At 42.6% G+C, this 25,051-nt stretch carries 29 protein-coding genes and 1 tRNA gene; 13 read left to right on the top strand and 17 right to left on the bottom strand.

Annotation, left to right across the window (positions count from 1 at the left end):
• Positions 1–312 precede the first annotated feature (312 nt).
• The gene (locus RMX89_RS19380) at positions 313–567 is read left to right on the top strand and encodes a hypothetical protein (protein ID WP_292745472.1); all 255 of its coding nucleotides are present in this window, start codon (positions 313–315) and stop codon (positions 565–567) included.
• Entirely contained in the window at positions 564–980 is a 417-nt protein-coding gene (locus tag RMX89_RS19375; protein WP_322690080.1) for a type II toxin-antitoxin system VapC family toxin, read from the top strand. Before RMX89_RS19380 ends, RMX89_RS19375 begins: the two co-directional genes overlap by 4 nt.
• Before the next feature lie 30 nt (positions 981–1,010).
• Here the strand turns inward: RMX89_RS19375 and RMX89_RS19370 are convergent, their stop codons facing one another.
• The 3 genes from RMX89_RS19370 to RMX89_RS34545 form a co-directional block, all read right to left on the bottom strand.
• Positions 1,011–1,352, bottom strand: coding sequence for a hypothetical protein (locus tag RMX89_RS19370; protein ID WP_416211994.1), 342 nt, complete (start codon positions 1,350–1,352; stop codon positions 1,011–1,013).
• 204 nt (positions 1,353–1,556) lie between these two features.
• Complete coding sequence (locus tag RMX89_RS19365; RefSeq protein ID WP_322690079.1) at positions 1,557–1,769, bottom strand: DUF6887 family protein; 213 nt, start codon at positions 1,767–1,769, stop codon at positions 1,557–1,559.
• Positions 1,770–1,792: 23 nt separating this feature from the next.
• Entirely contained in the window at positions 1,793–1,939 is a 147-nt protein-coding gene (locus RMX89_RS34545) for a DUF6888 family protein (protein WP_416211993.1), read from the bottom strand.
• A gap of 326 nt (positions 1,940–2,265) precedes the next feature.
• On the opposite strand from RMX89_RS34545, the gene RMX89_RS19360 reads away from it, so the two are divergent.
• The 5 genes from RMX89_RS19360 to RMX89_RS19340 all read left to right on the top strand — a co-directional run bounded on the left by RMX89_RS19360 (position 2,266) and on the right by RMX89_RS19340 (position 7,132).
• Positions 2,266–3,249, top strand: coding sequence for an alpha-ketoacid dehydrogenase subunit beta (locus RMX89_RS19360; RefSeq protein WP_292776035.1), 984 nt, complete (start codon positions 2,266–2,268; stop codon positions 3,247–3,249).
• Positions 3,250–3,424: 175 nt separating this feature from the next.
• A complete protein-coding gene (gene secD / locus RMX89_RS19355) occupies positions 3,425–4,837 on the top strand; it encodes a protein translocase subunit SecD (RefSeq protein ID WP_322685002.1) in 1,413 nt (470 codons plus the stop codon).
• Complete coding sequence (gene secF / locus RMX89_RS19350) at positions 4,834–5,823, top strand: protein translocase subunit SecF (RefSeq protein ID WP_322690078.1); 990 nt, start codon at positions 4,834–4,836, stop codon at positions 5,821–5,823. Before secD ends, secF begins: the two co-directional genes overlap by 4 nt.
• 73 nt (positions 5,824–5,896) lie before the next feature.
• Positions 5,897–6,310: a hypothetical protein gene (locus RMX89_RS19345; protein WP_322671984.1), complete on the top strand. Its 414-nt coding sequence runs from the start codon at positions 5,897–5,899 to the stop codon at positions 6,308–6,310.
• 354 nt (positions 6,311–6,664) lie between these two features.
• On the top strand, positions 6,665–7,132 hold the full coding sequence (locus tag RMX89_RS19340) for a GNAT family N-acetyltransferase (protein ID WP_322690077.1): 468 nt from the start codon (positions 6,665–6,667) through the stop codon (positions 7,130–7,132).
• A gap of 81 nt (positions 7,133–7,213) precedes the next feature.
• Here the strand turns inward: RMX89_RS19340 and RMX89_RS19335 are convergent, their stop codons facing one another.
• The 6 genes from RMX89_RS19335 to RMX89_RS19310 form a co-directional block, all read right to left on the bottom strand.
• A complete protein-coding gene (locus tag RMX89_RS19335) occupies positions 7,214–8,128 on the bottom strand; it encodes a HAMP domain-containing sensor histidine kinase (RefSeq protein WP_322690076.1) in 915 nt (304 codons plus the stop codon).
• Between the two features lie 103 nt (positions 8,129–8,231).
• Complete coding sequence (locus RMX89_RS19330; RefSeq protein WP_322690115.1) at positions 8,232–8,831, bottom strand: L-threonylcarbamoyladenylate synthase; 600 nt, start codon at positions 8,829–8,831, stop codon at positions 8,232–8,234.
• Between the two features lie 88 nt (positions 8,832–8,919).
• Positions 8,920–9,810, bottom strand: a complete 891-nt coding sequence (gene prmC, locus RMX89_RS19325) for a peptide chain release factor N(5)-glutamine methyltransferase (protein ID WP_322690075.1) — start codon at positions 9,808–9,810, stop codon at positions 8,920–8,922.
• Between the two features lie 25 nt (positions 9,811–9,835).
• On the bottom strand, positions 9,836–10,654 hold the full coding sequence (locus tag RMX89_RS19320; protein WP_322690074.1) for a Tic22 family protein: 819 nt from the start codon (positions 10,652–10,654) through the stop codon (positions 9,836–9,838).
• A gap of 725 nt (positions 10,655–11,379) precedes the next feature.
• Positions 11,380–11,453: transfer RNA gene (locus RMX89_RS19315), tRNA-Pro, on the bottom strand.
• A 310-nt stretch (positions 11,454–11,763) separates the two neighbouring features.
• Entirely contained in the window at positions 11,764–12,315 is a 552-nt protein-coding gene (locus tag RMX89_RS19310) for a GNAT family N-acetyltransferase (RefSeq protein ID WP_322671979.1), read from the bottom strand.
• Positions 12,316–12,788: 473 nt separating this feature from the next.
• Between RMX89_RS19310 and RMX89_RS19305 the strand changes: the two genes are divergently transcribed.
• Complete coding sequence (locus tag RMX89_RS19305) at positions 12,789–13,508, top strand: hypothetical protein (RefSeq protein WP_012410214.1); 720 nt, start codon at positions 12,789–12,791, stop codon at positions 13,506–13,508.
• 114 nt (positions 13,509–13,622) lie between these two features.
• Complete coding sequence (locus RMX89_RS19300) at positions 13,623–14,540, top strand: alpha/beta hydrolase (RefSeq protein WP_322690073.1); 918 nt, start codon at positions 13,623–13,625, stop codon at positions 14,538–14,540.
• Between the two features lie 316 nt (positions 14,541–14,856).
• Here RMX89_RS19300 and tsaD read toward each other — a convergent pair whose 3' ends face one another.
• Positions 14,857–15,906 carry a tRNA (adenosine(37)-N6)-threonylcarbamoyltransferase complex transferase subunit TsaD gene (tsaD, locus tag RMX89_RS19295; RefSeq protein WP_322690072.1) on the bottom strand — a complete coding sequence of 350 codons (1,050 nt, stop codon included), beginning with the start codon at positions 15,904–15,906 and terminating at the stop codon, positions 14,857–14,859.
• Between the two features lie 301 nt (positions 15,907–16,207).
• Here tsaD and RMX89_RS19290 point away from each other — a divergent pair, with 301 nt between their 5' ends.
• The 3 genes from RMX89_RS19290 (at position 16,208) to RMX89_RS19280 (ending at position 17,689) form a co-directional block, all read left to right on the top strand.
• Positions 16,208–16,702: a Photosystem I reaction center subunit III gene (locus tag RMX89_RS19290; RefSeq protein WP_322684893.1), complete on the top strand. Its 495-nt coding sequence runs from the start codon at positions 16,208–16,210 to the stop codon at positions 16,700–16,702.
• A 39-nt stretch (positions 16,703–16,741) separates the two neighbouring features.
• Positions 16,742–16,891, top strand: a complete 150-nt coding sequence (gene psaJ, locus RMX89_RS19285) for a photosystem I reaction center subunit IX (protein ID WP_094349471.1) — start codon at positions 16,742–16,744, stop codon at positions 16,889–16,891.
• A gap of 276 nt (positions 16,892–17,167) precedes the next feature.
• Positions 17,168–17,689 carry a photosystem I reaction center protein subunit XI gene (locus RMX89_RS19280; protein WP_322663575.1) on the top strand — a complete coding sequence of 174 codons (522 nt, stop codon included), beginning with the start codon at positions 17,168–17,170 and terminating at the stop codon, positions 17,687–17,689.
• Positions 17,690–17,877: 188 nt separating this feature from the next.
• Here RMX89_RS19280 and gmk read toward each other — a convergent pair whose 3' ends face one another.
• The 5 genes from gmk to tyrS form a co-directional block, all read right to left on the bottom strand.
• Positions 17,878–18,477, bottom strand: a complete 600-nt coding sequence (gene gmk / locus RMX89_RS19275; RefSeq protein WP_322672059.1) for a guanylate kinase — start codon at positions 18,475–18,477, stop codon at positions 17,878–17,880.
• Positions 18,478–18,643: 166 nt separating this feature from the next.
• The gene (remA, locus tag RMX89_RS19270) at positions 18,644–18,910 is read right to left on the bottom strand and encodes an extracellular matrix/biofilm regulator RemA (RefSeq protein WP_073639751.1); all 267 of its coding nucleotides are present in this window, start codon (positions 18,908–18,910) and stop codon (positions 18,644–18,646) included.
• 632 nt (positions 18,911–19,542) lie between these two features.
• On the bottom strand, positions 19,543–20,220 hold the full coding sequence (locus tag RMX89_RS19265; RefSeq protein WP_322690071.1) for a hypothetical protein: 678 nt from the start codon (positions 20,218–20,220) through the stop codon (positions 19,543–19,545).
• Positions 20,217–20,933 carry an orotidine-5'-phosphate decarboxylase gene (gene pyrF / locus RMX89_RS19260; protein WP_322690070.1) on the bottom strand — a complete coding sequence of 239 codons (717 nt, stop codon included), beginning with the start codon at positions 20,931–20,933 and terminating at the stop codon, positions 20,217–20,219. Before pyrF ends, RMX89_RS19265 begins: the two co-directional genes overlap by 4 nt.
• 39 nt (positions 20,934–20,972) lie before the next feature.
• The gene (gene tyrS / locus RMX89_RS19255; protein ID WP_322690069.1) at positions 20,973–22,163 is read right to left on the bottom strand and encodes a tyrosine--tRNA ligase; all 1,191 of its coding nucleotides are present in this window, start codon (positions 22,161–22,163) and stop codon (positions 20,973–20,975) included.
• 173 nt (positions 22,164–22,336) lie between these two features.
• Here tyrS and RMX89_RS19250 point away from each other — a divergent pair, with 173 nt between their 5' ends.
• On the top strand, positions 22,337–24,262 hold the full coding sequence (locus tag RMX89_RS19250; protein WP_322684892.1) for a transglycosylase domain-containing protein: 1,926 nt from the start codon (positions 22,337–22,339) through the stop codon (positions 24,260–24,262).
• 68 nt (positions 24,263–24,330) lie between these two features.
• On the opposite strand, the gene RMX89_RS19245 is transcribed toward RMX89_RS19250, so the two are convergent.
• A complete protein-coding gene (locus RMX89_RS19245; protein WP_094349476.1) occupies positions 24,331–24,654 on the bottom strand; it encodes a DUF1825 family protein in 324 nt (107 codons plus the stop codon).
• A 126-nt stretch (positions 24,655–24,780) separates the two neighbouring features.
• On the bottom strand, positions 24,781–24,969 hold the full coding sequence (locus RMX89_RS19240; protein WP_322690068.1) for a hypothetical protein: 189 nt from the start codon (positions 24,967–24,969) through the stop codon (positions 24,781–24,783).
• Positions 24,970–25,051 lie beyond the last annotated feature (82 nt).

Below are 25,051 nucleotides of genomic sequence, written 5' to 3'. Positions count from 1 at the left end.
TTTTGGTGTTTGGGCGTGAGATTCTTTTAGGACTTACGTAAGAGTTAGAGAATAACGTAGACACGAAGTGGCTTGCCGCAGGCTACCACAGAGGCGCAGAGAAGCCAGTGCGCTCTTGCGGTTCCCCGACTTGTTCGCTTTTAGCGTTCCCGCAGGGTAGCAACTGGCACGACACGGAGAAATAAGAGTTTGAGAGATATTTTGCGTAAGTCCTATCTTTATATTTTGGGTTTAGCTGGTGCGAAATTCAAACAAAATTTAACTAATCGGCGTTATACTTGTCATACGTGTATTGCAAGGATGATAAAGGTTATGCTCAGTGTCAGGCTGGATGAAGAAACAGAACGGCAGCTAGCCGATATTTTAGCTCACGAGCAAACGGAAAAGAGTGAATTGATCCGACGCTTGATTGCTGAACGCTGGCTAACCTTACAAGCGGGTAAAACTTTGGTAGAGAGGCGGGGGGGACACCCTGAACATTTGCTACAAGATGCACCAACGGATTTATCGGAACGCTCAAACCGTAAAAAAGCGATCGCTCAATATCTCAACAAGCGGCATTCATGACCTATTATCCGCTTATACTCGCGGATAGCGGGTTTTTGTTTGCGTACTATAGCGCTAGAGATCGGTATCACCAACAGGTGCGTCGCTTCTTTGAAAACTGTACTTCTAGGCTGGTGACTACGCCCATTTGTATTGCAGAAGTAGTGTGGTTGCTCAACTTTGATTGGCGTACACAAAACGAGTTTCTTCTAGATGTTGCTAAACAACTCTACGAGTGTGAGCAAATATTGCCGCAAGATTTTTCGCGCATTGCTGAATTGAATACTCAGTACAGAGATTTACCAGGGGATTTTGCAGATTTATCCTTGATTGTCATTTCGGAACGCTTAGATATTGCTGCGATCGCTACTTTGGACAGTGATTTTGATATTTATCGGCGTTATCGGAAAAAGCCTTTTGAGCGGGTGTTTTAGGGATGCGATCGCAACTTAATGATAATTTTTTCACCGGACACCACTAGCTAAGATTCCTAAAATTTTATTGACATCTTTAAGATAATATTCACTTAAATCAATCTGGATAGATTGACCTTCTAATTTTAAAAATTGCCAAATACTTCCAGTTGTGACAGTTCCATAAATTATCAAATTTTCATTACCTGCTCGTTCGTTAAATATTCTTGCTGCTAACATTTCGGCTACACATTGTCCTAAACCAGCAGTAATGTTTTCTTTTTTAGCTTCGACAATAATAATGACTGGTGCAGTGATAATTAGTCTTTCTGGAGAACGGGTAATTAGAAAATCACAGATTCCATTTAAACCCAAAGACTCATTGCTTCGCACTCCTTTTGCTTATCAATGCCAAGTTATAAAATCTTGATTGGTGGGTGATTCAACTGCTAACTTTGACAGTGCTAAATTAAGTATAACTGCTTATTTGCAGTTTAACTGCATATTTGGGTCGCGATAGTACTGAAGTATAGGGTTGCCTCATTTACCAGAATGGGAAGCGATCGCTGATAAAATTTTTTGGAGGGTTGCCAAAGCTCAAGCTTGCTTTCGTAGTCTTTCTAGGTTTTGTTGATGCAATTCTGGGAAGTTTTCTAAATCATCTATTGACTGCGGCGCAGGGAAGATTACAGCGTCTTCAGAGGTGAATCGATCTAAATAAGTTTGAAAGGCTTCATCATCTTCTCTGTGGTCAAAGATATATTGACGCAATTGGACACGGGACATTGTCATAAAATCTGGTTTACTCATACATATCTTCACTTCCCGTCTAACTAAATTATAATTTCATTTTCTTCACCAGCGAGAATTACAATATTTTTTGTTCGTTCATCGATTCGCACTAAAAACACAGGTAAATACATTTTAGTAGCCCAAAAACTTAAGATAAACAACGTTTTCAATTGTTCTAGAGTAGGCATATATAAATTATTGCCATAACAGATTTTTTCTGGTTTGAGTTAAGTTACTATACTTTTAATCGTGAGATTTTAAGTATATTTTATACATTTATCTTGCGTTTTATTACATAAATAAGTTAGCCGTATTTGTCAAAAGGGGAGGCGATCGCTCATAAAACCTCTAAAATCGAAGTTAAATAGCTTTGATATAGTTATGGCAATCACTCGTTCTATGCTAGGGGCAGTTTATTTAAAAAACCTAAACTCTAACTAGTGCGATCGCTCACTGTATTTGCGACAGCAGCACGATAAAATTCTAAAACCATAATCGTACTATAAAGGTCTAAATGGCAGAAACACTATTCTTCAACGCCTTACGGGAAGCCATTGATGAAGAAATGGCGCGTGACTCCAGCGTATTCGTTCTCGGTGAAGATGTTGGACATTACGGCGGTTCCTATAAAGTTACCAAAGACCTGTACCAAAAATATGGCGAACTCCGCATTCTAGATACCCCCATCGCTGAAAATAGCTTTACTGGCATGGCTGTGGGAGCCGCAATGACTGGGTTGCGTCCGATCATTGAAGGCATGAACATGGGCTTTTTACTGCTTGCCTTCAATCAAATATCCAACAACGCTGGGATGCTCCGCTATACTTCTGGCGGTAACTTTAAAATTCCAATGGTAATTCGCGGCCCTGGAGGTGTGGGAAGGCAGCTAGGCGCAGAACATTCCCAGCGACTAGAAACCTACTTCCAAGCTGTGCCAGGGTTAAAGATTGTTGCCTGTTCCACACCAAGAAACGCTAAAGGACTGCTGAAATCCGCTATCCGCGATGATAATCCAGTGTTGTTCTTTGAACACGTTTTACTTTACAACTTGAAAGAAGATTTACCAGAAGAAGAATACCTCCTCCCCCTAGATAAAGCAGAAATTGTGCGTCCAGGGAAAGATGTGACAATTATTACTTACTCGCGGATGCGCCATCATGTAGTGCAAGCCGTCAAAACTCTTGAAAAACAAGGATACGATCCAGAAGTTATCGATTTAATATCCCTCAAACCATTAGATTTTGATACCATTGGTGCATCAATACGTAAAACTCATAAAGTCATTGTTGTGGAAGAATCGATGCGCACTGCCGGTATTGGAGCAGAAGTCATCGCCTCAATCAACGATCGCTTATTCGATGAATTGGATGCGCCAGTACTACGACTTTCTTCCCAAGATATTCCCACACCTTACAACGGCAATCTGGAACGACTAACAATCATCCAACCAGAGCAAATAGTAGAAGCTGTGGAAAAAATGGTGGCGTTGCGAGTCTAAAAGTTAAGAGTTAAAAGTTAGGAGTGAGGAGTTAAAAATTTAATATTGAATTTACAACTCCTAACTCCCAACTTCTAACTATCAACTCCTAACTCTCAACTCCTAACTCCCAACTCCCAACTCATAACTCCTCAAAAGAGCGCTATTATAGCCTTTGTCAGATGCGAGTTATGGTATGCAAAGACAGCGATCGCTATTAATTTTGATTTTAGTCCTGATAATCGCCGCTATTACGGTGATTGCCACAATTCCGATACCTCTGGGGCTGGACTTGCGCGGAGGTTCACAGCTCACAATTCAGGTGAAACCATCAGCGGATATCCCCAAAATCACCGAACGCGAATTGGAAGGTGTGAAGAAAGTTGTCGAAGGCCGGATTAATGGTTTAGGTGTTTCTGAGCCAGTAATCCAAACAGTCGGCGCAGATAAAATACTGGTGCAACTACCAGGAGTTAACGATCCAGAACAAGCTGAACGGGTGCTAGGCGGTACAGCACAGTTAGAATTTCGTACCCAAAAGGCGAATACAGAAACTCAACTGCTGGCTTTTCAAGCATCAAGAGCCGAATTGAAATTCAAGCAAGAAGAATTAAGAAAGAGTACCGACAAAGCGGCAATTGTCAAGAATCAAGAAGACTTACAAAAAAATAATCAAGCGATCGCAGAATTGTTTGAAAGCACTAATCCACCACTAATTGGCAAATACCTCAAGGATGCCTATGGTGAACCCACTCAAGGTAACAACTGGAATGTTGCCATTCGCTTCGACCAAAAGGGTGGTGAACTGTTTGCCAATTTGACGAAAAACCTCGCCGGTACTGGGCGTAGCATTGGTGTTTTTCTAGACAATGAACTAATCAGCGCTCCTACTGTAGGTATAGAATTTGCCGCTACTGGGATTACAGGTGGTTCTGCGGTGATTACAGGACGTTTTACCGCCCAACAAGCCAATGACTTAGGCGTGCAGTTACGTGGTGGTGCATTACCCGTACCAGTAGAAGTTGCAGAAAGGCGGACAGTCGGAGCAACCTTGGGTAAAGATAGTATTCAAAGTAGTATTTATGCTGGAGTCGGTGGTTTGACTTTAGTATTAATATTCATGGTGGTTTACTATCGACTACCAGGATTGATTGCGGATATATCACTAGTGATCTACTCTCTCTTAACTTGGTCAACCTTTGCTTTGTTGGGCGTTACCCTAACTTTGCCGGGAATTGCTGGTTTTATTCTCAGTATTGGGATGGCAGTTGATGCCAATGTGCTAATTTTTGAAAGGACGCGGGAAGAATTGCGGGCGGGTAAATCTCTGTATCGTTCTGTAGAATCGGGTTTTTATCGGGCATTTTCTAGTATTTTAGATAGCAACGTCACTACATGGATTGCTTGCGCTGCCCTGTTTTGGTTGGGGTCTGGTTTAGTTAAAGGTTTTGCTCTAACCTTAGCTTTGGGGGTAGCTGTAAGTATGTTTACTGCAATTACCTGTAGTCGAACATTGCTATTTTTGGCAATTTCAATTCACTCCTTGCGGAAGACAGAACTTTTCTGTCCAAACCTGCCAGCATCGAATAAGGCAGAGGTGACTCAATGAAACTAAGCATTAATAAATCGCGATCGCTTTGGTGGAGTATTTCTGCCGCTATCATCATCGCTGGTATCATCTCAATGGTGATTTCTTGGCAACAACCTAGTATTCGTTCCCCCTTACGCCCCGGTTTAGATTTTATCGGTGGTACGCGGTTGCAGTTTGTCCGAGATTGCACCAAACCCGGTAACTGCGACAAACCAATTGATATCAACGCTGTCCGGGAAGTAGCAAAAGCACAGGGACTAGGTGATAGCAGTATCCAACTTGTCTCAGAAAATGGTGTAGAAAATGGTGTACTAATTCGGTCAAAAGATTTGAGTGTCGATCAGCGTACCAAATTACAAAACGCTTTGAGCGAAGAAATCGGCGTTTTTGACCCACAAAAGAACCAGATTGACTCCGTTGGTCCCACATTAGGCAGAGAACTGTTTACATCCGGGATGTTAGCTCTGATAGTTTCCTTCATCGGTATTACTATCTACATGAGTTTCCGCTTCCAGTTAGATTATGCTGTGTTTGCGATCGTTGCCCTACTCCACGATATCTTGATTACAGTTGGGGCTTTTTCATTTTTGGGTTTGGTGGCAGGCATCGAAGTAGATAGCCTTTTTATCGTCGCCTTACTTACGATCACAGGTTTTTCAGTCAACGATACAGTGGTAATTTACGATCGCATTCGGGAAACCCTTAAAATCCATCCCGAACAGCCGATTGCCCAAATTGTAGATGATGCGGTTAACCAAACATTGACAAGATCGATCAACACTACCTTAACCGTATTACTGACATTATCTGCAATCTTTTTATTTGGTGGAGAAACACTGAAAAACTTTTCGCTGGCTTTGATTATTGGCTTCACAATGGGGGCTTATTCGAGTATTTTCATCGCCAGTACTCTTCTAACTTGGTGGCGAGAGCGAAAAGGAGAATCCCAAATGTTAGACAACGCTGATTCGATTGATACATCTCCCAGTTCCCAGGATAGTTAAAAAGAGTGTATATTTCCCAATTGGGTGAAAGTATTTTGAATTGCTCACCCACGCCTTGCAATCTTATTTCCCTATGGATCAACCGCAAGAACGATTAAATACTGTCCCAGACTTTGAGAAATCTGACCCATCATTTGCTCAACAAGTACAAAGACTACATCAGCTAACAGTATATGGCAGGTGGCTGTTTGTCGGCTGTTTATGGCTGACCATTGCGCCTGCCTCGTTGTGGGGTCTACGTGCAGAAATTGCTCTGTGGCAACAATATTTTACCTGGGTGGCAGTGAGATTTGGATTGTTCTACCATCCACTGTCTACCTTCGGTCTCGCTTTTTGTCTGGGGATGACTGCTGCTGTTTTAGTTTGGCAAAGTCGGAATATTCTACTCGGACTGCCACCGCAGGAAAAACAACGTTTAGAAAAACAAGTTTATCGGATACGTCAACAGGGAGCAACTCATCCTCTATGGAAGTGGGTTTGTCATTAAATTTTCTTTCTCTACACGTACAGCAATTTATAGCAAAATATGACTTAACCTTACAAAGAAAGGCAGGAGTTAGGAGGCAGGAGGGAATGAGTATCAATGAAAACTTGCATTTGCAGGGTTTAAAGCCCAGTTTAAACTAATAATTATACCGAGACTGCTTGCAGCGAGGTATAAAACGTCCTTGTTTCAATCCACCTTTATTAAGGGTGGGTTCCTCCTGCCTCCTGAATAGACATCTGCCCAAAAAGAATGTAGAGACTTAGTAGTGCTAAGTCTCTACAAGATTTCTGAATAATGCATATTTAATTTCATCAAATGTCTGTTCAAAGATACTGCTAAAAGTGGATGCCATACATGAACGATCTTCAGATTAAATTTAGCGATCGCAAGTCTGAAATTGACCTTTATCAACTCCAAGAACTGTTAAACGTTTCCGCTTTCTGGGCAAAGGGACGCAGTATTGAAGACTTAGGTATAGCTATTGCCAATAGTGAGCCAGTGATTTCCGTGTGGAATCGCGATCGGCTCATTGGCTTTGCAAGAGCAACATCTGATGGCATCTATCGCGCCACAATTTGGGATGTTGTGATTCATCCAGAGTATCAACATAGTGGGTTGGGAAGCAATTTAGTAGAAACCGTTTTAAGACATCCTCGTATGAAGTCGGTTGAGCGAGTTTACCTGATGACTACTTACCAACAGGGTTTCTACGAAAAGATTGGTTTTCAAAGCAACACTACCACTACGATGGTGCTACACAATCAAGCTAACCGTACTTTCCTTGCTGCTACAGAAGTTCAGCTTCAAGAATCATCGAAATAGTTCCGAGCAATGAGCGCTGAGTATTAAGTATAATAACTGTAGTAGTAGGGTAGTTAAAAAGCAAGATTTCCTCTCTACTACTCAGGACTCAGCACTACTCACTAGAGGAATAGAGATTTGTAGTCTGGTAAGCTGCTGATGTGGTTCCTTGACAATGGTCGAAGGCAAGATTTCTAACTTTCCTCCCATAACTTCCACCAAAGTTTGATTGATTAATAGTCTCATCCCTGGGGAAAGAGTAGCGTTTTTTTGGTCAATCTGGGTCAACGGATCTTCAAATTTGAGCAAATCAATCGGCTCGCTCCAAGGTACAGCATGGGTTGGTAAATCTAGCCAAATGTTTACAAAATTGTTTGTAGGTAGGGTGCTACTGGAAATACAAATGCTGCCTTCCTCCATTTGAGTAATGGCAGTGTCTATTAAACTTATCAATACTTGGCGCAGCCAGAGGTAATCTGTCAAAACATAAATTTCTGAGTCTGCGGGTAATAATTGTAAGGGAAAATTGCGATTTGCCGCCAGCATATAAGTTAAGTCATGAACCTCCTCTAAAATTTCGGCTAAGGCTCTGGGCTGAATATCTAATTTATTAGTGCCGTGTTCAGCTCTTGCAACATTGAGAATTTCATCCATTAGCTTCAGCAACTTCAGCGTTCGCTCGTGAGCTTGGGCAATAAATTCTCGCTCTTCAGCTGGATTTTCACACAAATCTGACAAAATTAATTGATGTAAGCCAATCAAACCATTAAAAGGCGATCGCAATTCATGAGTAGTCCGCGCCAAAAAACCAGCTTTAAACTGGCTCATTTCCTTTGCCATCAGATATGCCAGCTGGGTTTGCTGTAGCTGTTGCGATATTAGTGACATATCCTGTTGAGCTGATGGCGCTACTGGGGATGAGCTAGATAAAACATTAGGCGCTCGCCCAAATAACTGACGGAAAACCATACCTAGTGCTATTCCTACTCCTAGATATATCCAGTTGCTCCAATTCATATCTGGCAATTATTAACTTGCTAATTAAGTACAACAGCGCCAACTAAAGTTTCAGATTTCTCTGTTGTTAACACCACGAAAACAACATTATAACTACCTATACTTAGTTATCACTCGATAAATCTAACTCGATGGCACCTTGTCGTAAAATCTGCCAATTTATCCCTGTCCATTTAGCAACGGTGGAAGGTATACCCATCCCTGGTATTTCACTCTGGTATTCTGTCGTTGCTATCAGAACCTGCGGAAACTGAGTCTCAATTTCTGTCATTGTTTGCAAAGGCGGCTGACCAGAAAAATTGGCGCTAGTGGTGGCAAGAGGGCCTGTTTGCGCCAAAATTGTTTGAGCGATCGCACTGTTTGGTACTCGAATCCCAATTGTTGTTGGATCGATAGGATTCATAACTTTTGGTAAGCGTTCACTCGCTGGCAAAACTAATGTCAGCCCTCCTGGCCAATATTTATCTGCTAATTCTTGCCAAACTTTATATTCATTCTCACTACCTTTGACATACGGCCACAAATCTTCAGCACTAGCCGCCATCAAAATCAAAGGTTTGTCTTGACTGCGTTGTTTCGCCGCAAAAATTAATGCTGCTTTCTCTGGTATCGCTGCAAGTGCCGGAACAGTATCAGTCGGAAAGCTCACTAAAAGACCAGCGCGTGCGCCAACTATTAAATTTTCTAAAGAAACTTGGGTCATATTTACAAAGTTAGGAGTAGAGACGCGATTAATCGCGTCTGTGCAGGAGTAAGGAATTTCATAACTCATAACTCATAACTCATCACTCCTAACTTTTATAGGCCAAGGCAAAACGTTCAATTCCAGCTAAATCAGCGTGAATTTGAATTTTACAATAGCTACCTTGATTTTGTAAAAGTTCTTGCACTGCATCCGCTTGTCCAGCCATCATCTCAATTAGCCACACGCCACCCGATTGCAAATAACTAGGGGAGACTTCGATCAAATGACGAATGCAATCTAAGCCATCAAGACCACCATCCAAAGCTAGATGTGGTTCGTGGTTAACGACTTCTGGTTGCAAAGTCAGTAAAGTGCTGGTGGGGATGTAAGGGGGGTTCGACACCATACCACTGAACTGACCTTTTAAGAATGTCAGTGGCTCCCACCAAGAACCTTGATAAAATTGAATCCGGTCAGCAAAAGCCAAATTATCGGCGTTGGATCGAGCGATCGCCAAAGCCTCTAAACTGTAATCAACTGCATGAATTGTTGCTTTTGGCAAGACATCTGCTAATCCGATGGCGATCGCACCACTCCCAGTACCCAAATCTGCCCAATGTCCTGAGACACCGTTAGCAGCTGCTAAAGCTAAATCAATTAAGCACTCTGTTTCTGGTCTGGGAATCAAAACTGCGCTTGACACCGCAATTTGAAAGTTACGCCAAGGTGTCACACCAGCAATGTACTGCACTGGTAAGCGATCGTTTAATCGCCTCTGCCACAGATGGTCTAACTCTTCTAGCGGCAATTGCAGTTGAATTTGCGGCCAGTTTTTGAAAGATTCCAAACGCAGTGCCAAGCGGTCTAAACCTGCAACTTCGAGGAGCAACCAATCTACTTCCATTAGTGGAACATCAGTGGCGATCGCTGCTTCAAGAGCTGCATTCCGCCACTGCCAAAGTTGTAAACCAGAGACTATCGGATGTTTCTCCCCCATACCTCAACCTTGGAGCGCATATCCGTTATTTTTTCGGAGCGGGGGCGGCAGCTGGCTTGGCAGCTGGTGATTGATTTGGCGCCAGGGAGCGAATAAAGTTGATCGACTCCCGTGATGGATACAGAACAATTTTATTGATACTAGGATCGCTGCTGCTATTGAGAGCTTCCATAACACCGTACAAATCTACCACCTGAATTTCAGTATTGGCTCCTTCCTTTGGCACGGCTTTTTTGAATTCCTCTAACAGAGCCACTGCTTGTTCTTTCTCAAAAAAGAAAGGGATGTATCGCTCATTACCTTTAGCAAGGGGAATAGTCAGATAGCTATTATCTTTCTTAAATTTGGGTACAAATAGAGGAATACCATTGAATTGCTCTACCTTTTTACCATTTTGATTGATCATACTTGTTGCCGAAGCTACTTGTTGTTGCGTCGGAACTAAAGTATAAATCACAGAATCTGATTTCTTTTTGCTTTCTTGAACTATTTTATAGTAGTCTGCCAAGGACAAAGGTCTAACCTGTAGAGTGCCTGCTAACTGGGGATTTTCTTTTTTGAGCCGATTGTCAAGGAATTTTTGAGCATCTTGCTTGCTAATAAAAAATCCCACTTGTGAGATCGGCTTGGATGCGTTGTTTCTTGAAAGAACTACAAATTCGCCTTTAGGATTGGTGAGCGTGAATACTGGTACTTCTTGGAGCTTTTTCACTACCTGATCTTGTGGCAGAGCGATCGCCTCTAGATTGCCCATTCCTGGTATATTGCCTATTCCTGAAAGCCCTGTTAAAAATACACTGCCAGCTATACCCAATGTTGCGCCTAAGCGAATAAATGATTTCATGACTGCTCCTCGCATCAATAGTCCAATTAAATTAAACAAATGGTTGGATTTGCACAGCACCAACTAGCTTTAGTTATATAGCAATTCATTTTAGTTTTGAAAAATTCATTATGCGCGTTGAGGTTGAGTGTTAAGCGTCAACGGTCAAAATCCAATGTTCCCTAACTATTTAGAGTTGCTATAGTATCGTTTTCACAAGTTGGCTGTGCTAACGTTGTGTTTTTCTAGGTTTGCTTCGCTATTGACCGCGAAATGCCGTAGATGCTAATTATATGTCTTCTCAAACAGCAAAAAGCCTATCCATCTCTCCAACCTTGGAGATGATAAATGCCATTTTATCGGCTTTTTCTAAAATTAGTTGACGCTATTAGTTAATCAATCGTTCCATCTGCGATTGCTTTAATACAGCAGTTTTCATTTGTATGAAGTACAAAGTCATTGGTTTTGAGGCAGGAGGCAGAAGGCAGAAGGCAGAAGGCAGAAGAATAATTTAATTTGTAAGCCTTTGGTTTTGTACCTCACTTAGTTGCAAACTGCTGTATCTTCTCAAATCTATACAAAGCTTAGTGTTCAGAATATCTTACTATTTAATGACGAAATTTGTCTGTTAGGCTTCAACTACAAAACAGCCTAATTGGTCTTCTCCGTAAAAATATGTAATTCAATTGCATATTTAGCAAAGAAAACCTGGCTAATTACCCTAAGTGTTAACTATATTAATTAAATCGGGATGACAGGATTTGAACCTGCGGCATCCTGCTCCCAAAGCAGGCGCGCTACCAAGCTGCGCTACATCCCGTTATACTCATCCGCTTTTTTGGGTTTGGTTTTTAGCTCCCCATCAAAGCGATCGCGCTTTCACAAAAGCGTTAAGGCAATCATATCACATAACACTGCTCATGCCTAATATATTTATATCTTCTGCAAATATTAGCTAGATTTAGATATTTGGACTGATAAAGGTTAAAGGTTTGTCTGCCGACTTAGTTTTACAAGAGATATTACTTGTGCGTTCGTCGGCTAAACCTTGTCAAACCAAATTTAAATAATAGATTTGTACTACTATACCTGATTTTATTGTGCGAATCGGGTTTTATTTGGATTGAGCATTAGTGAGGATACCAGAACATGCCTTTGATGCCTTCTGGATCGGCCATAAACCCCATAGTTCGGTAGAAATCTACAACATGGGGGTCAGCGAAGAGAGTGACATTACTAATTTCTTCACTCCTAAGTTTTTTGAGAACGTATTTCATTAGCGCCTTCCCCAGTCCTTGACTTTGAAAGTCTGGGTGAACCACTACATCCCAGATAGTGGCATTAAAGGCGTGATCTGAGGTAGCACGGGCAAAACCAATGAGCCGCTTTTGGTTTCCTCTCACTTGCCACATTGAAGCAACGAGAAAACTATGCTCAATAGCTTTTTTTACTTTTCTTAGAGGACGACGCGACCAACCAACTGCATCACAGAGTTCTTCTAGCTCATATAGGTCAATATCTCGTTCCGTACTGAAGACGATCCGAGCCTCCTTTGAAGCAGCTTCGCTAATACTACTGGGGCTGGAGTTGCCCGCAGTTTCTGCTGTATGCTCTTCAAAGAGATTTGTCCTAGTTGTCCCTACAGATTCAGGAGTACTAAACCAAGTTTTCCAAAAACCCATGCCAACGCGGTTCGGGTAGTATAACTGAATTGGTTTCCACTCTCAGGAGTGTTGATTCACTTTTAACATCGCTACCCCCATTTATTACCCTATTACACTCAAATTTTTTCGGTTGTTTTCGGGATTTGCAATGGTAACAGCTAGTTAGAGCGTGTTTCACACCAATCATTTTCAACTTTAGCATTTTGTTGTAAAGGCTAGGAGAAATTCACCAAAAGCGTAAGGATATAAACAATTCAAAATTCAAAATTCATAATGGAAAAACCTAATCCTGGCAATTGCTCCTATAGAGCTTAAATGCACGTTAGCTTAGGAGTGAATTGTATACACGGGATTGGGCATTGGGTATCGAGAACACTCTTCTGTTGTCCCCTTGTCCTCCCAGTCCCCAATCCTCAGTCCTTAGTCCTTAACACCCAACCCTCAACACCCAGCCCCCAGATGACGAAAGCAAGCGAGTTTTACCCTTAACAATGGCTTCTGGTTTAAAATCTTCGACACTGGAACTCCTAAAGCGCTTTAACCGAGCGTTTCCCCAGTTTTATGAGCAATTTGTCAGTAGTGAAATTCAACTGCAAAATTTGCGGTTAGCCTACCGTCTCTATAAAACTAGACGCGCTGTTATTGAACTAAAACCGGAAGGAAGCAAAAGTGCCCTGCATTTTGCTTACCGCAACCAGTCTTTTCTCCTCAGCGATATTTTTGGTGTACTAGCAGCTTATGGGTTGACTATCCACGGTTTAAGTCTATATGGTCAAATCCGTCCGCCAATGTTAGTTTTTATCAAACTTTTGGTATCTCGTGGTAGTAAAGCCTTGACCGAGAAAACCGCAGAAAATGTCTGTCGCGCAATTCGCGAGGCTTTAGGAGGTCGGTTTGAGGTAGAAGAGATGCTGGCGGTAGAATTTAATCTTGACACTGGCTTAGAGCAGGTACAAACTGAGTTTTATGTCGATCCAGTATTTCATCTCCCTGCTCTAGTGATTGAAGCTGATAATCAACCAGGATTATTCTACAAAGTGATGTATGCTATCTGGCAGGAAGACCTTTTGGTAGTCAATGCCAATTTACTGGTTTGGCGCGGACGTACACGGCTAATTCTCTACTTGTTAGGGCCGAATGAAAGCCTCATTCCTGAATATCTGGGTCACAAAATTGCTGAAGGAGTGCGACAGAGGTTGCTGGGTAAATAAAAAAGTGAGAAGTTATGAGTTATGAGTTATGAGTTAAAAATTCCTCACTCCTAACTTCTAACTCTTTCTACTTTAGTATTTAGTCGCACCCATCCTTAAGGGTACGATACAAGTATGGCAACTATCGAAATCTTGGGCGTTCCACACGCATACGAGCTAACGGCTCCCACTTCCTGCCCCCATGCTTTGGTATTTATCCACGGTTGGCTCAATAGCCGTGGATATTGGCAACCTGTGATTTCCCGCCTATCAGATGATTTGCAGTGCTTGTCCTATGATTTGCGGGGTTTTGGTGAATCCCAATCTCAGATAAAAACCGATTTTAGTCAAGCACAAACGTCTTTGAGTATGACGCCCATCTCCAGTAGTATGCCTGACTCATCTTTCGATTCTCTTTATACTCCTGCTGCGTATACTCAAGATTTAGCAGTTCTCCTGAAACAGTTGAATATTAGAAGTGCTTGGCTAATTGGTCACTCATTAGGCGGGACGATCGCTCTTTGGGGAGCAGATCAAATACCTGAGCGTATTAAGGGAGTTATCTGTATCAACGCTGGCGGTGGTATTTACCTCAAAGAAGCCTTTGAGCAGTTTCGCTCGGCGGGTCAGAAATTTTTGCAAGTCCGTCCGCGCTGGCTGTCCCAAGTGCCTTTGATTGATTTGCTGTTTACCAGAGCTAGTGTAGCTCGTCCTTTAGAGCGCTATTGGGCACGTCAACGAGTAATAGATTTCGTTGTGGCTGACCCAGAAGCCGCTCTGGGAACTTTGTTAGACTCCACAACTGAAGAAGAAATCAATCGTTTACCTGAGCTAGTATCCCAACTGAAGCAGCCAGTTTATTTTTTGGCTGGCGCGGAAGACAAGGTTATGGAACCCAAGTATGTGCGCCATTTAGCCAGCTTTCACAGGCTTTTTCAATATTGTGGTGACAATGTTTTGGAAATTCCTAATTGCGGACACCTGGCTATGTTAGAACAGCCGGATGCAGTGGCCGATCACATTCGGGCGATAGTCAATAGTTATAGGGTATAGGGCATTGGGCATTGGGCACTTGTACTGAGTTTCGACACAACGACTGCGTTCAGTGCATCGTTGCGCGGTAATCGAGCGACTTGCACTGAGTTTCGACTACGCTCAACTACCGTGCAGTCGTTGTGAGTCGAGATTCAACTACCGCGAACGCGAGTGCGTCTCGAAGAGAAGTCGTTGGCGTGGTAACAGAGCTTGTCCTGAGCGCAGCCTCTCGTAGAGAAGGGCGTAGTCGTTCGCGCAGGGTCTCGTAGAGAAGTGCAGCCTCTCCAAGAGTTGTATTGGGCATTGGTAGGTACAAATGACAAATGACAAATGACTACTCAACAGGTTGATACAACTTCATCACCTGAGTAAGCCCTAATCTAGATTCAACGCCTAGTGTCAAAGGAGACGTATGACCACGGGATAGATGGTCAGCGGCGGCACAGCCAATCATGGCGGCGTTATCGGTACAGAATTTTAGAGGTGGGAATAGGACGCGTAGGTTATGTTTAACAGCGGCGGCTTGAAGGTTTTTTCTCAACCCGCTGTTAGCAGCTACACCGCCACCAATGGCAATTGTGTCTAGACTATAGTCAAGGGCACAGGCGATCGCTCTTTTGGTTAGCGATCGGGCTACCGCATCCTGAAAGCTCGCTGCTATATCTGCCACTGGCACTTGTCCACTATCTTTTTCTAACTGCTGCACTAAACGTAATACAGCCGTTTTTAACCCACTAAAACTCGCATCATAACGATGAAACCCCCCACCAGGTAAAGAAACTTTTCCTTCCGGTAAAGCAAAGGCTTGAGGATTACCCTGCTGTGCCAACTTGTCGATCGCTGGTCCACCGGGATAACCCAGCTTTAACAATCGCGCCACTTTATCAAAGGCTTCACCCGCAGCATCATCACGGGTTTGTCCCAGAGTTTCGTAAATACCACAATCTTTGACATAAATCAAGCTTGTATGTCCGCCTGAAACCAGTAAGCTAAGAAAAGGGGGATTTAAAGTTGGTTCGCTCAAGTAAGTTGCACAGATGTGACCTTCGAGGTGATGAACTCCCAAAAATGGCTTATTATGTACCATCGCTAGAGTTTTGGCAGCAGTTAATCCCACCAATAGCGCTCCTACGAGTCCAGGGGCACAAGTGGCGGCAATTGCGTCAATTTGTCTCCAATCTAGTTGAGCTTGCTCTAAGGCTTGTGCGATCGCAACATTTATCGTTTCCAAGTGCTGGCGAGATGCTACTTCTGGTACTACCCCGCCATACTGCTCATGGACTGAAATTTGCGAGGCTACGATACTGCTGCAAACTTTACGATTGTTAACAATTGCGACGGCTGTTTCATCACAACTGGTTTCTATTGCTAAAACGGTTGTCATTGAGAGTGCTGAGTGCTGAGTGCTGAGTGCTGAGTCCTGAATAGTAAAGAAAAAATCTTGCTTCTTTACTACCCTACAACAACTCTTCTACTGAGGACAGGCTAAACGCCCCGTTTTTGCTAACAGCACTCGGAACTCAGCACTAATTTTGGTTGAGAAGCTTTAACTTTTATTTACTTAAACTTTACTCGGTTCCCACCCAAGAGTATGATGACTTCCTAGTTATGCAAAAAAACAACTGTACAAGCCGCTTCGTTTTGTACAAAGAACTTCTTGTTTTGTAATAAAAGGAAACAACTCTATGCGACGATTGTTTGCTTTGATGTTAGCGATTAGCCTTTGGTTCAATTTTGCCCCCCCAGCACAAGCTTTAGGGGCTAATTTGACACCGTGTAAAGACAATCCCGCTTTTCAACAGCTAGCAGCTAATGCCCGTAATACCACCGCTGACCCCGAATCTGGGAGAAAGCGGTTTGAGCGTTATTCTCAAGAACTGTGTGGTCCTGAAGGCTATCCCCACTTGATTGTTGATGGCCGTCTAGATCATGCTGGTGACTTTTTGATCCCTAGCATTCTGTTTCTATATATTGCTGGTTGGATTGGCTGGGTAGGTCGTACCTATCTGCAAACAATCAAAAAAGACCCGAATACTGAACAAAAAGAAATCCAAATCGATTTTGCTTTGGCACTACCCATAATAGCGTCAGGCTTTACTTGGCCAGTAGCAGCAGTCCAAGAACTCCTTTCAAACAAATTAGCGGCCAAGGATACAGAAATCCCCATTTCTCCACGCTAAATCAGCTTAAATAATTCATTCCTTTTGGAGACTAAATTCATGGCAGACAAAGGCGATCAATCAGCTTATTTGATTAAATTCATTTCTACAGCACCCGTGGCCGCTACGATATGGCTGTTCATCACAGCAGGGATCTTGATTGAATTCAACCGCTTTTTCCCCGACCTACTTTTCCACCCACTACCATAAGTGTCTAATGGGATTTAGGACTGTTGAATCATTGTCTTGTTTTTTGCTTAATATTGTGTAGTTGATTTTTTCAGCTTAGTTAGGCAGAATTATCACTAAAATAGCCGGCAAAAATAGTTTTTTGAAACTCGTGATACTGTTTACAGATCGCGAGTTTCACGGTTTTAAAATCAGCTAAATTAATTTTTCTAAACTTCCTAAACAAAATGCTTCTTGAGCGACAATTATTATTAATATAAAAATGCCACCATTTTAATTTAGAGGCGAACATAAAATATGGCACAAGCAGTAGATGCATCAAAGAATCTTCCCAGCGATCCTAGAAATCGGGAAGTTGTTTTTCCCGCATTTGGCGATCCACAGATAGGCAACTTAGAAACCCCGGTTAATTCTTCTCCTTTGATCAAGGGGTTTATTAATAATTTACCTGCCTATCGCCCAGGTTTGGCTCCTGCTAGACGCGGTTTGGAAGTTGGTATGGCTCATGGTTACTGGCTATTTGGCCCCTTTGCCAAATTAGGCCCACTGCGGGACACAGATAATGCTAACTTAGCTGGGTTACTATCAGCCATTGGCTTGGTTGTAGTTCTCACAGGCGCTCTATCGCTGTATGCAAATAGCAATCCACCCAAAGCACTTCCTAGTGTTACCGTACCCAAGCCTCCAGCAGATGCTTTTAACTCTAAAGAAAGCTGGAACAACTTCGGCAGTTCTTTCTTGATTGGTGGTATTGGTGGTGCAGTAGTTGCTTACTTTTTGACCAGTAATTTGGCACTAATTCAAGGTCTATTTGGTTAATTACTGGGAGTTAGCAGTAGAGACGCGACGCCAGTCGCTACAACGGGGAGGCAGCGCGGTCTTGGGGGTTCCCCCCATGAGCGATTGCCGTGGGAACCCCCGCAACGCGCTGGCTCATTAATCGCGTCTATACAGGAGTTAAGAATTAGGAGTTTATAATTCATAACTTCTAACTCTTAACTCCTAATTTATTTAAACAAAACTCCTTCAATATCATTTAAAGCAGTTTCAAAATCGTCATTAACGATTTGAATATCAAATTCATCTGCGGCTTGAATTTCTTCTTGGGCGTGAAGCAGACGACGGGCGATTGCTTCTTCAGAATCTTGGGCACGAGAGCGTATTCGTTTCTCTAATTCATCAAAGGAAGGCGGTAAAATAAAAATGCTGAGGGCACTGGGGAAGGAAGCACGAATTTGTCTTGCCCCTTCTAGTTCAATTTCCAGCACCACCAACTTACCGAAATGAATTTGGTTAAGTACTGCTTCACGGGGTGTGCCGTAATAGTTACCAGCAAATTCTGCCCATTCTAAAAATTCACCTTCAGCAACTAATTGTTCAAACTTACTGCGACTGATGAAGTAATAACTTTTGCCATCGATTTCCCCTGGACGGGGAGAACGAGTTGTCACAGATACGGAATAATAGAGTTCTGGATGACGCTCTAGGAGCGATCGCATTAAAGTACCTTTGCCGACCCCACTGGGGCCAGTTAAAACAATTAACCTGCCTAAATGTAAGCATTCTTCGGTAGTCGCACTACTCTGGATGGGTAAAGCTGGCATCATCCCTTCAACCTGTGAATCAATCAATACATATTATTCATTAGTCTTGTGTTCTTGGTTTAGTCCACTAATGACTAAAGAATTTGTAGCAAGAGTGACATAAAATTTGTCTAATTCACATGGTACTACCGATCCGGTACAAACAGGAGTGGGAAAAATCCACTGCTAGTCAATTATCTACAGTTTGATGATCGCGAGAAATTACAAAGCGATTCGCTACCGTTTCCGGCTGAATTGCTGACAGAATTACGTGGCTGGAATCGGTGATAATTACAGCTCTCGTGCGACGACCGTAAGTTGCATCAATCAGTTGACCTCTATCCCGTGCATCGGTAATAATCCGCTTAATCGGGGCAGACTCTGGACTGACAATGGCAACTACTCGGTTGGCAGACACGATGTTACCAAACCCGATGTTAATTAACTGAATGTCCATAAAAAAACTGACGCTAAAGGCGGTTTGATAAAGCTTGAAATAAACTTCTTTCCATGTTATCGCCAAAAAACGGGAGTTACAACGCTTAAATTCAAGCCAATCTGCGTTTTTAAATAATGTCTGCTTCTTTTAGCTATTTATTAGCTATTTTTCCTAAAAATATTCCTAAAGATACAGGTAAAATCATACTGATACGAGCTAGTTAGGTAATGTATCTTCTATGAAAATAACTAGTACCGCAAAAGGCTAATTCAAAATTCACAATGACGCTTGCGGACTCGCGAACAAAATTCAAACAGGTATACAGCGTAAGCATTTTATTGATTTGAAATGAGTAATTTATTTACGCCGTGCTGTAAAAAGTTAGCTTACCTTTAACAAGGGGCTATGCCGCGCCAGAGCATTTCAAAGAAAGTAAATAACTTTCAAACTTGTGTTATTGTTCATTATTCAATCTTTAAATCTCCTCAATCAAACGATCCTAATCAAGATGTTCTAAATCTCGTTATTGCATTTATTTTAATATAGTTTCTAACCACAAGTGATAATCCTGTTTATAGAGAATTTGAGTAAGTATTTTTAGACATTACTTAATATTCTTCTAATTTACGAAGATTGGGAATTAGGTTTTATTAACGTAAACTTCCAGCTTCACAATCGCGCAACCAAGCTTTAACTCCTTGGGCAACAGTACCGTTACTACTATCTCGTGGTGGAGATAGTGGCTGCTGTTGTGAATAGGAACCAACTTGAGAAAACATCATCACTAGTTGCCAACCACTTTTAGTTTTAGTCAATAACAGCCAGTGAAATTCTTGTAATTCTACAACTTTCCGATCTATGTACTGCCGCTCCAAGGTAGTAAAGAAAACTTGCTCAACTTCTGATGCAGCACTTTTAGACGTATCTGCACTATATTCTTCAAGGTTAAGGGGCAGAGGAGTAAACTCAGGTCTTCCTGCCACTAACATATAACTGTAAACCTGACTGCTTCTACTGAGGCGGCGGGCGCGTTGACTAGCACGATTGGTATAACTAGGTAAATCTTGTAATAGCTGTATAGTTAATGTTTCTAAATTTTGCTCAGAACACAAAGACTTCGCACCATTGTTGAGATTTTCCCTTTCTGCTAGCGCCGAGGGTTTAGGGATAGGGTTTATCGAGAAGGCTGGGTAAGCAAAGCTATTTGAGACTACAACCCAGAAGCCACAAGCAAACAGGAAACTATAATTTTTCTGACTGAGCCAAGAGGCAAGATTGTTCTTCTCTACACCCTGGACTCTGAGTTTCTCACTGACTCTAAGCTTCATGCCACCGCGATCAACTCCTCAGAAATCCTCTTCCAGGCTAACTCAGGCTCAGTAGCAGTGGTGATGGGACGCCCAATCACTAGATAATCTGCACCAGCAATAATAGCTTGTGCTGGAGTGAGCGATCGCTTTTGATCGCCAATATCAGCCCAAGTTGGTCTAACCCCCGGACAAACTAGTAAAAAGTCATTTCCACAAGTTTGTCGTAGCTGTGCCACCTCTTGAGGCGAACAAACTACCCCATCCAAACCAGATTCCTGAGCCAGTAGGGCCATTTCTAGAGCATATTCTGGCAATTCTAGAGGTATTTTTAAATCAAATGCCAACTGTCTGGCAGAAATGCTCGTTAGCAGAGTAATCGCAATTAACTTTGGTGGTTGTACACCTGCTTTTGCAGCCCCTTCCTGTGCCGCCTCAGTTGCGGCTTTCAGGGCATCTCTACCAGCAGTAGCATGAATTGTCAGTAAATCCACTCCGTATCTAGCTGCACTCCGGCAAGCACCAGCAACGGTATTGGGGATATCATCAAACTTTAAATCCAAGAAAATGCGCTTTTGCCGAGACTTTAACACTTCCAGAATTTTCGGGCCAGTGCTGGTAAACAACTCTAAACCGACTTTCCAAAAACCAACTTGCGGGAGTTGATCTAAAAGTGCGATCGCAGCTTGTTCATCTGGCACATCCAAAGCCACAATTATTTTGTCATTGGTCATTGGTCATTTGTCATTAGTTTTTTCATTCTGACTCCCAATTTAGGGTACTAAGCGCACAAACTTATTTTTTCCAACTTGTAAAACTTTACCTTGTAATTCACCAGGAGCATCAAAAGTGGTATCAGCATCAGTGATGCGATCGCCATCTAAACGCACGCCACCCTCTTGAATTTTCCGCTTTCCTTCACCTGTACTTTTGCACAAGCCAGTGACATTGAGAATATAAGCTAACTTCGCGGGAAACTGCTGCACGCCAGCTAGAGAAAATTCTGGAACTGCACCTTCTTTGCCGCCGCTTTGGGCTGCTTCTTTGGCCTCTTGGGCTGCTTGTTGGCCGTGGTACTGTTTAACAACTTCCCATGCTAAGAGTGTTTGGCGATCGCGGGGATTTTCTGGCAGTCGATCCAAAGGTAAATCCGTCAACAGTTCAAAATACTGTTCTAGGAGATTATCGGGAACTCCTTGCAACTTTTGATACTTTTGTCCTGCGTGTTCTGACAATCCGATATAATTACCTAAAGACTTAGACATTTTTTGCACGCCATCTGTGCCAATCAAAATTGGCAGCAGCATTCCAAATTGGGGCTTTTGACCAAAATGGCGCTGCAAATCTCTACCTACAGCAATATTAAATTTCTGATCGGTGCCGCCTAATTCCACATCTGCCTCAACTGCAACCGAATCAAAACCTTGCATTAACGGGTACAGGAACTCATGGATAAAAATCGGATTCTCTTTTTTATAGCGATCGGCAAATCCTTCCTTCGCTAACATCTGCCCCACCGTCATCGTGGAGAGTAACTCCAAAATTTTCTCTAAGTTGAGCTTAGAGAGCCATTCGGAGTTATAGCGCACCTCTAACCTTCCTGGTGTGTCAAAATCCAAGATAGGACGTACTTGATCTAAATAAGTCTGAGCATTTTTAGCTACATCTGCTTCTGTAAGTTGACGACGCACTTCAGATTTACCAGTTGGATCGCCAATACGTGCTGTAAAATCGCCAATAATTAAAACTGCTGTATGACCTGCATCTTGAAATCCTCGCAGTTTTCGTACTGGTATGCTATGACCAAGATGAATATCAGTACCTGTAGGGTCAATTCCCAATTTGACCCTTAAAGGTTTGTCTGTAGTTAGTAAGAGCCTTTCTAGACTTTCGCTGTTAACATCAGTTGATTGTGGGAAAACTTCTACTACACCACGACGCAGCCAAGCAAAATCTTGCGTCATATTAAGAGACTGATTATTAGCTATGTTTTGCACACTAGAAGTTAAGTTGGTTATAAACACTTGCAATTTATCCGCTTTCTCATCTGCCAAACTACTATAATTGCAAAAAACTAACCGCCTTGCTTCACCCAATCAATTACAGTTAAATTTACAAGTGAGGAAGTGAAATAGCCGTGTCGTCGTCTAGGACTTTTGAAGATAAACAGCCACAGCGTCGGGCTTCATCAGGTTTTGAGTTTTTGAAAGGAGTTGGTCAGGTAACTGGCGGTACTCTCCTATCAATCACCATGCTGGCAAGTTCCATTGTAGCCGGAGGACTGGTTGGTTTAGCCATCAGTTTCCGTAATTTGCCAGATGTGAGACAGCTACGTAACTTCTTCCCCTCAGAAACGACTTACATTTATGACGTTAAGGGCAAGCTCTTAACCAGTATTCACGGGGAAGCCAACCGGGAAGTCGTACCTCTAGATAGAATTTCTCCGAACTTAAAACGCGCGGTATTAGCAAGTGAAGATAGTCACTTCTACGATCACCACGGTATTAATCCCACTGGTGTTGGCCGGGCTATAGTAGTTAACGCTGTAGCAGGTGGAGTCAAAGAGGGTGGCTCTACTGTGACTATGCAATTGGTAAAAAACCTGTTTTTGTCTCAAAAACGGGCCTTTACCCGTAAGTTAGCAGAGGCTGTGCTAGCAATCCGGTTAGAACAAATTCTCACTAAAGACCAAATATTAGAAATGTACCTCAATCAAGTTTATTGGGGTCATAACAATTATGGTGTACAAACGGCAGCCCGCAGTTACTTTAATAAATCATCAGAATATTTAAGCTTGGGTGAGTCAGCAATGATGGCGGGTTTGATCCAAGCACCAGAAGAATTTAGCCCGTTTGTGAGCATGAAGCTGGCAAAACAGAAACAAAAAGAAGTGCTGGGACGGATGCTGGAATTGAACTGGATCAACCAGTCAGAATACGATAATGCCCTCAAGCAAGAAATCAAACTTGGGAGAATCAAATCCTTTCAAGGTAGTGCCTTACCTTATGTAACCAATACCGTAGCGCAGGAGTTGGCTAAAAAGTTTGGGCGGGAGACACTACTCAAAGGCGGGATGCGGGTGCAAACTACAGTTGACGCCAACTTCCAAATCATGGCTGAGGAAACTGTCGTTAAGTGGCATAAAACACTGCTGGGGCAAGGATTATCTAAGAATCAAATGGCCCTAGTGGCAATCGATCCGCGCACGCATTTTATTAAAGCACTGGTGGGCGGTATAGATCCTAAGACGAGTGAATTTAATCGTGCAACTCAATCTCAGCGCCAGCCCGGATCTTCTTTTAAACCGTTTGTATACTATACTGCTTTTGCTACTGGTAAATATGGGCCAGACTCAACGGTGGTAGATGCCCCAGTTAGCTATCGAGATGGTAACGGTTGGTACTTTCCCAGAAATTATGATGGCGGTTTTAGTGGAGCTATGCCAATCCGCAGAGCTTTAGCCCAATCGCGCAACATTCCGGTGATCAAGATTGGTAAGGCTGTAGGGATGAATAGAGTTATAGAAACGTGTCGTACTTTGGGCATTATGAGTCCAATGGAACCTGTTACTTCCTTACCACTTGGTGCAATTGGTGTCACTCCTCTGGAAATGGCTAGTGCCTATGCTACCTTTGCTAATTATGGCTGGCAATCTCCACCAACTGTAATTGCCCGTGTCACCGATAGTAGTGGTAACGTGTTGCTAGATAACACTCCTAAACCACAGCTAGTTCTCGATCCTTGGGCATCAGCCGCAATTATCGATGTGATGCGATCGGTAATCACTGAAGGTACAGGTAAAGGTGCTGCTCTCGGTCGCCCAGCCGCAGGGAAAACCGGAACAACATCATCAGAAAAAGATATTTGGTTTGTTGGCACTGTGCCACAGTTGACAACTGCTGTTTGGGTAGGGAGAGATGACAACAGACAATTAGCTGACCATGCCACAGGTGGTGTCATGGTTGCTCCCATTTGGAAAGATTTTATGGAGAAGGCACTTAAGAACGTACCCGTAGAAAACTTCAAGTCACCTTCCCAGTTTTCTCGTCCCAAGTCAAATTAAAGTTAGGAGTGATAAGTTATGAGTTATGAGTTTATTGAGAACTCCTAACTCCCAACTCCTAACTTTTGTTAGGGCTGTTTTTCTAGCTCGGCTTTCATCCGTTCTAAAGTGAGGTGCATTTGGTCAAACATTTGTTGCGGAGTGACACCGAACTGACCTAATTGCGTTTTCAGTTGTTCTACTGTCATTTGTGCCATGAAATCTTCTGATAGCTCGAAGCGCTTCATAAAGATGCGGTACCGATCCATCATGGTTTCCATTTGCTCAATAAACAGCTTTTTGCCATCGCGGTCAAATTTGCCGTAGCTGTTGCCAAGCTTGATCAGCGCTTGATAATCCTCAAACAGCTGTTTTGCTTCTTGCTGAACTATTTCCGAATCGAAGAATCCCATATTGCTTATATTAAACTGAGCGCCCAGACTCAGTAGCTTAATAGTTTTACTTCTATTTATTATTTTAGTCTAGGGGAGTAATCTAGTCACGAAGCTTCGGTTTTAGTACGGTTTGTTACCGAAATTTCAACACTTGACTTGAGAAGGTTTCCCTTTGTTAAATCGACTTAATAAACTCGCAATACTCAGAGCTTTAGCCATTGATTTCGGATTGGTATTTTCACTCGGTTCAATTTTCAGTCTGGTAGCGTATTTCAAAGCTAGTGAATCTTGCGGGTTAAGTTTTAATGCTTGACGGATGTAAACCCTAGCCATGCCGATAAATTTCTGTTTTAGATGTACTAACTGGAGTTTAGACTAAGCTATGCAAAACGACCCAGCAGGGCTGAGTTAATCA

The organism is Nostoc sp. DedSLP04 (assembly GCF_034530775.1).
In the GTDB taxonomy this organism is placed as follows: Bacteria; Cyanobacteriota; Cyanobacteriia; order Cyanobacteriales; family Nostocaceae; genus Nostoc.
Note: the sequence above shows the minus strand (reverse complement) of the source record. Positions and strands in the feature narration are given on the sequence as shown.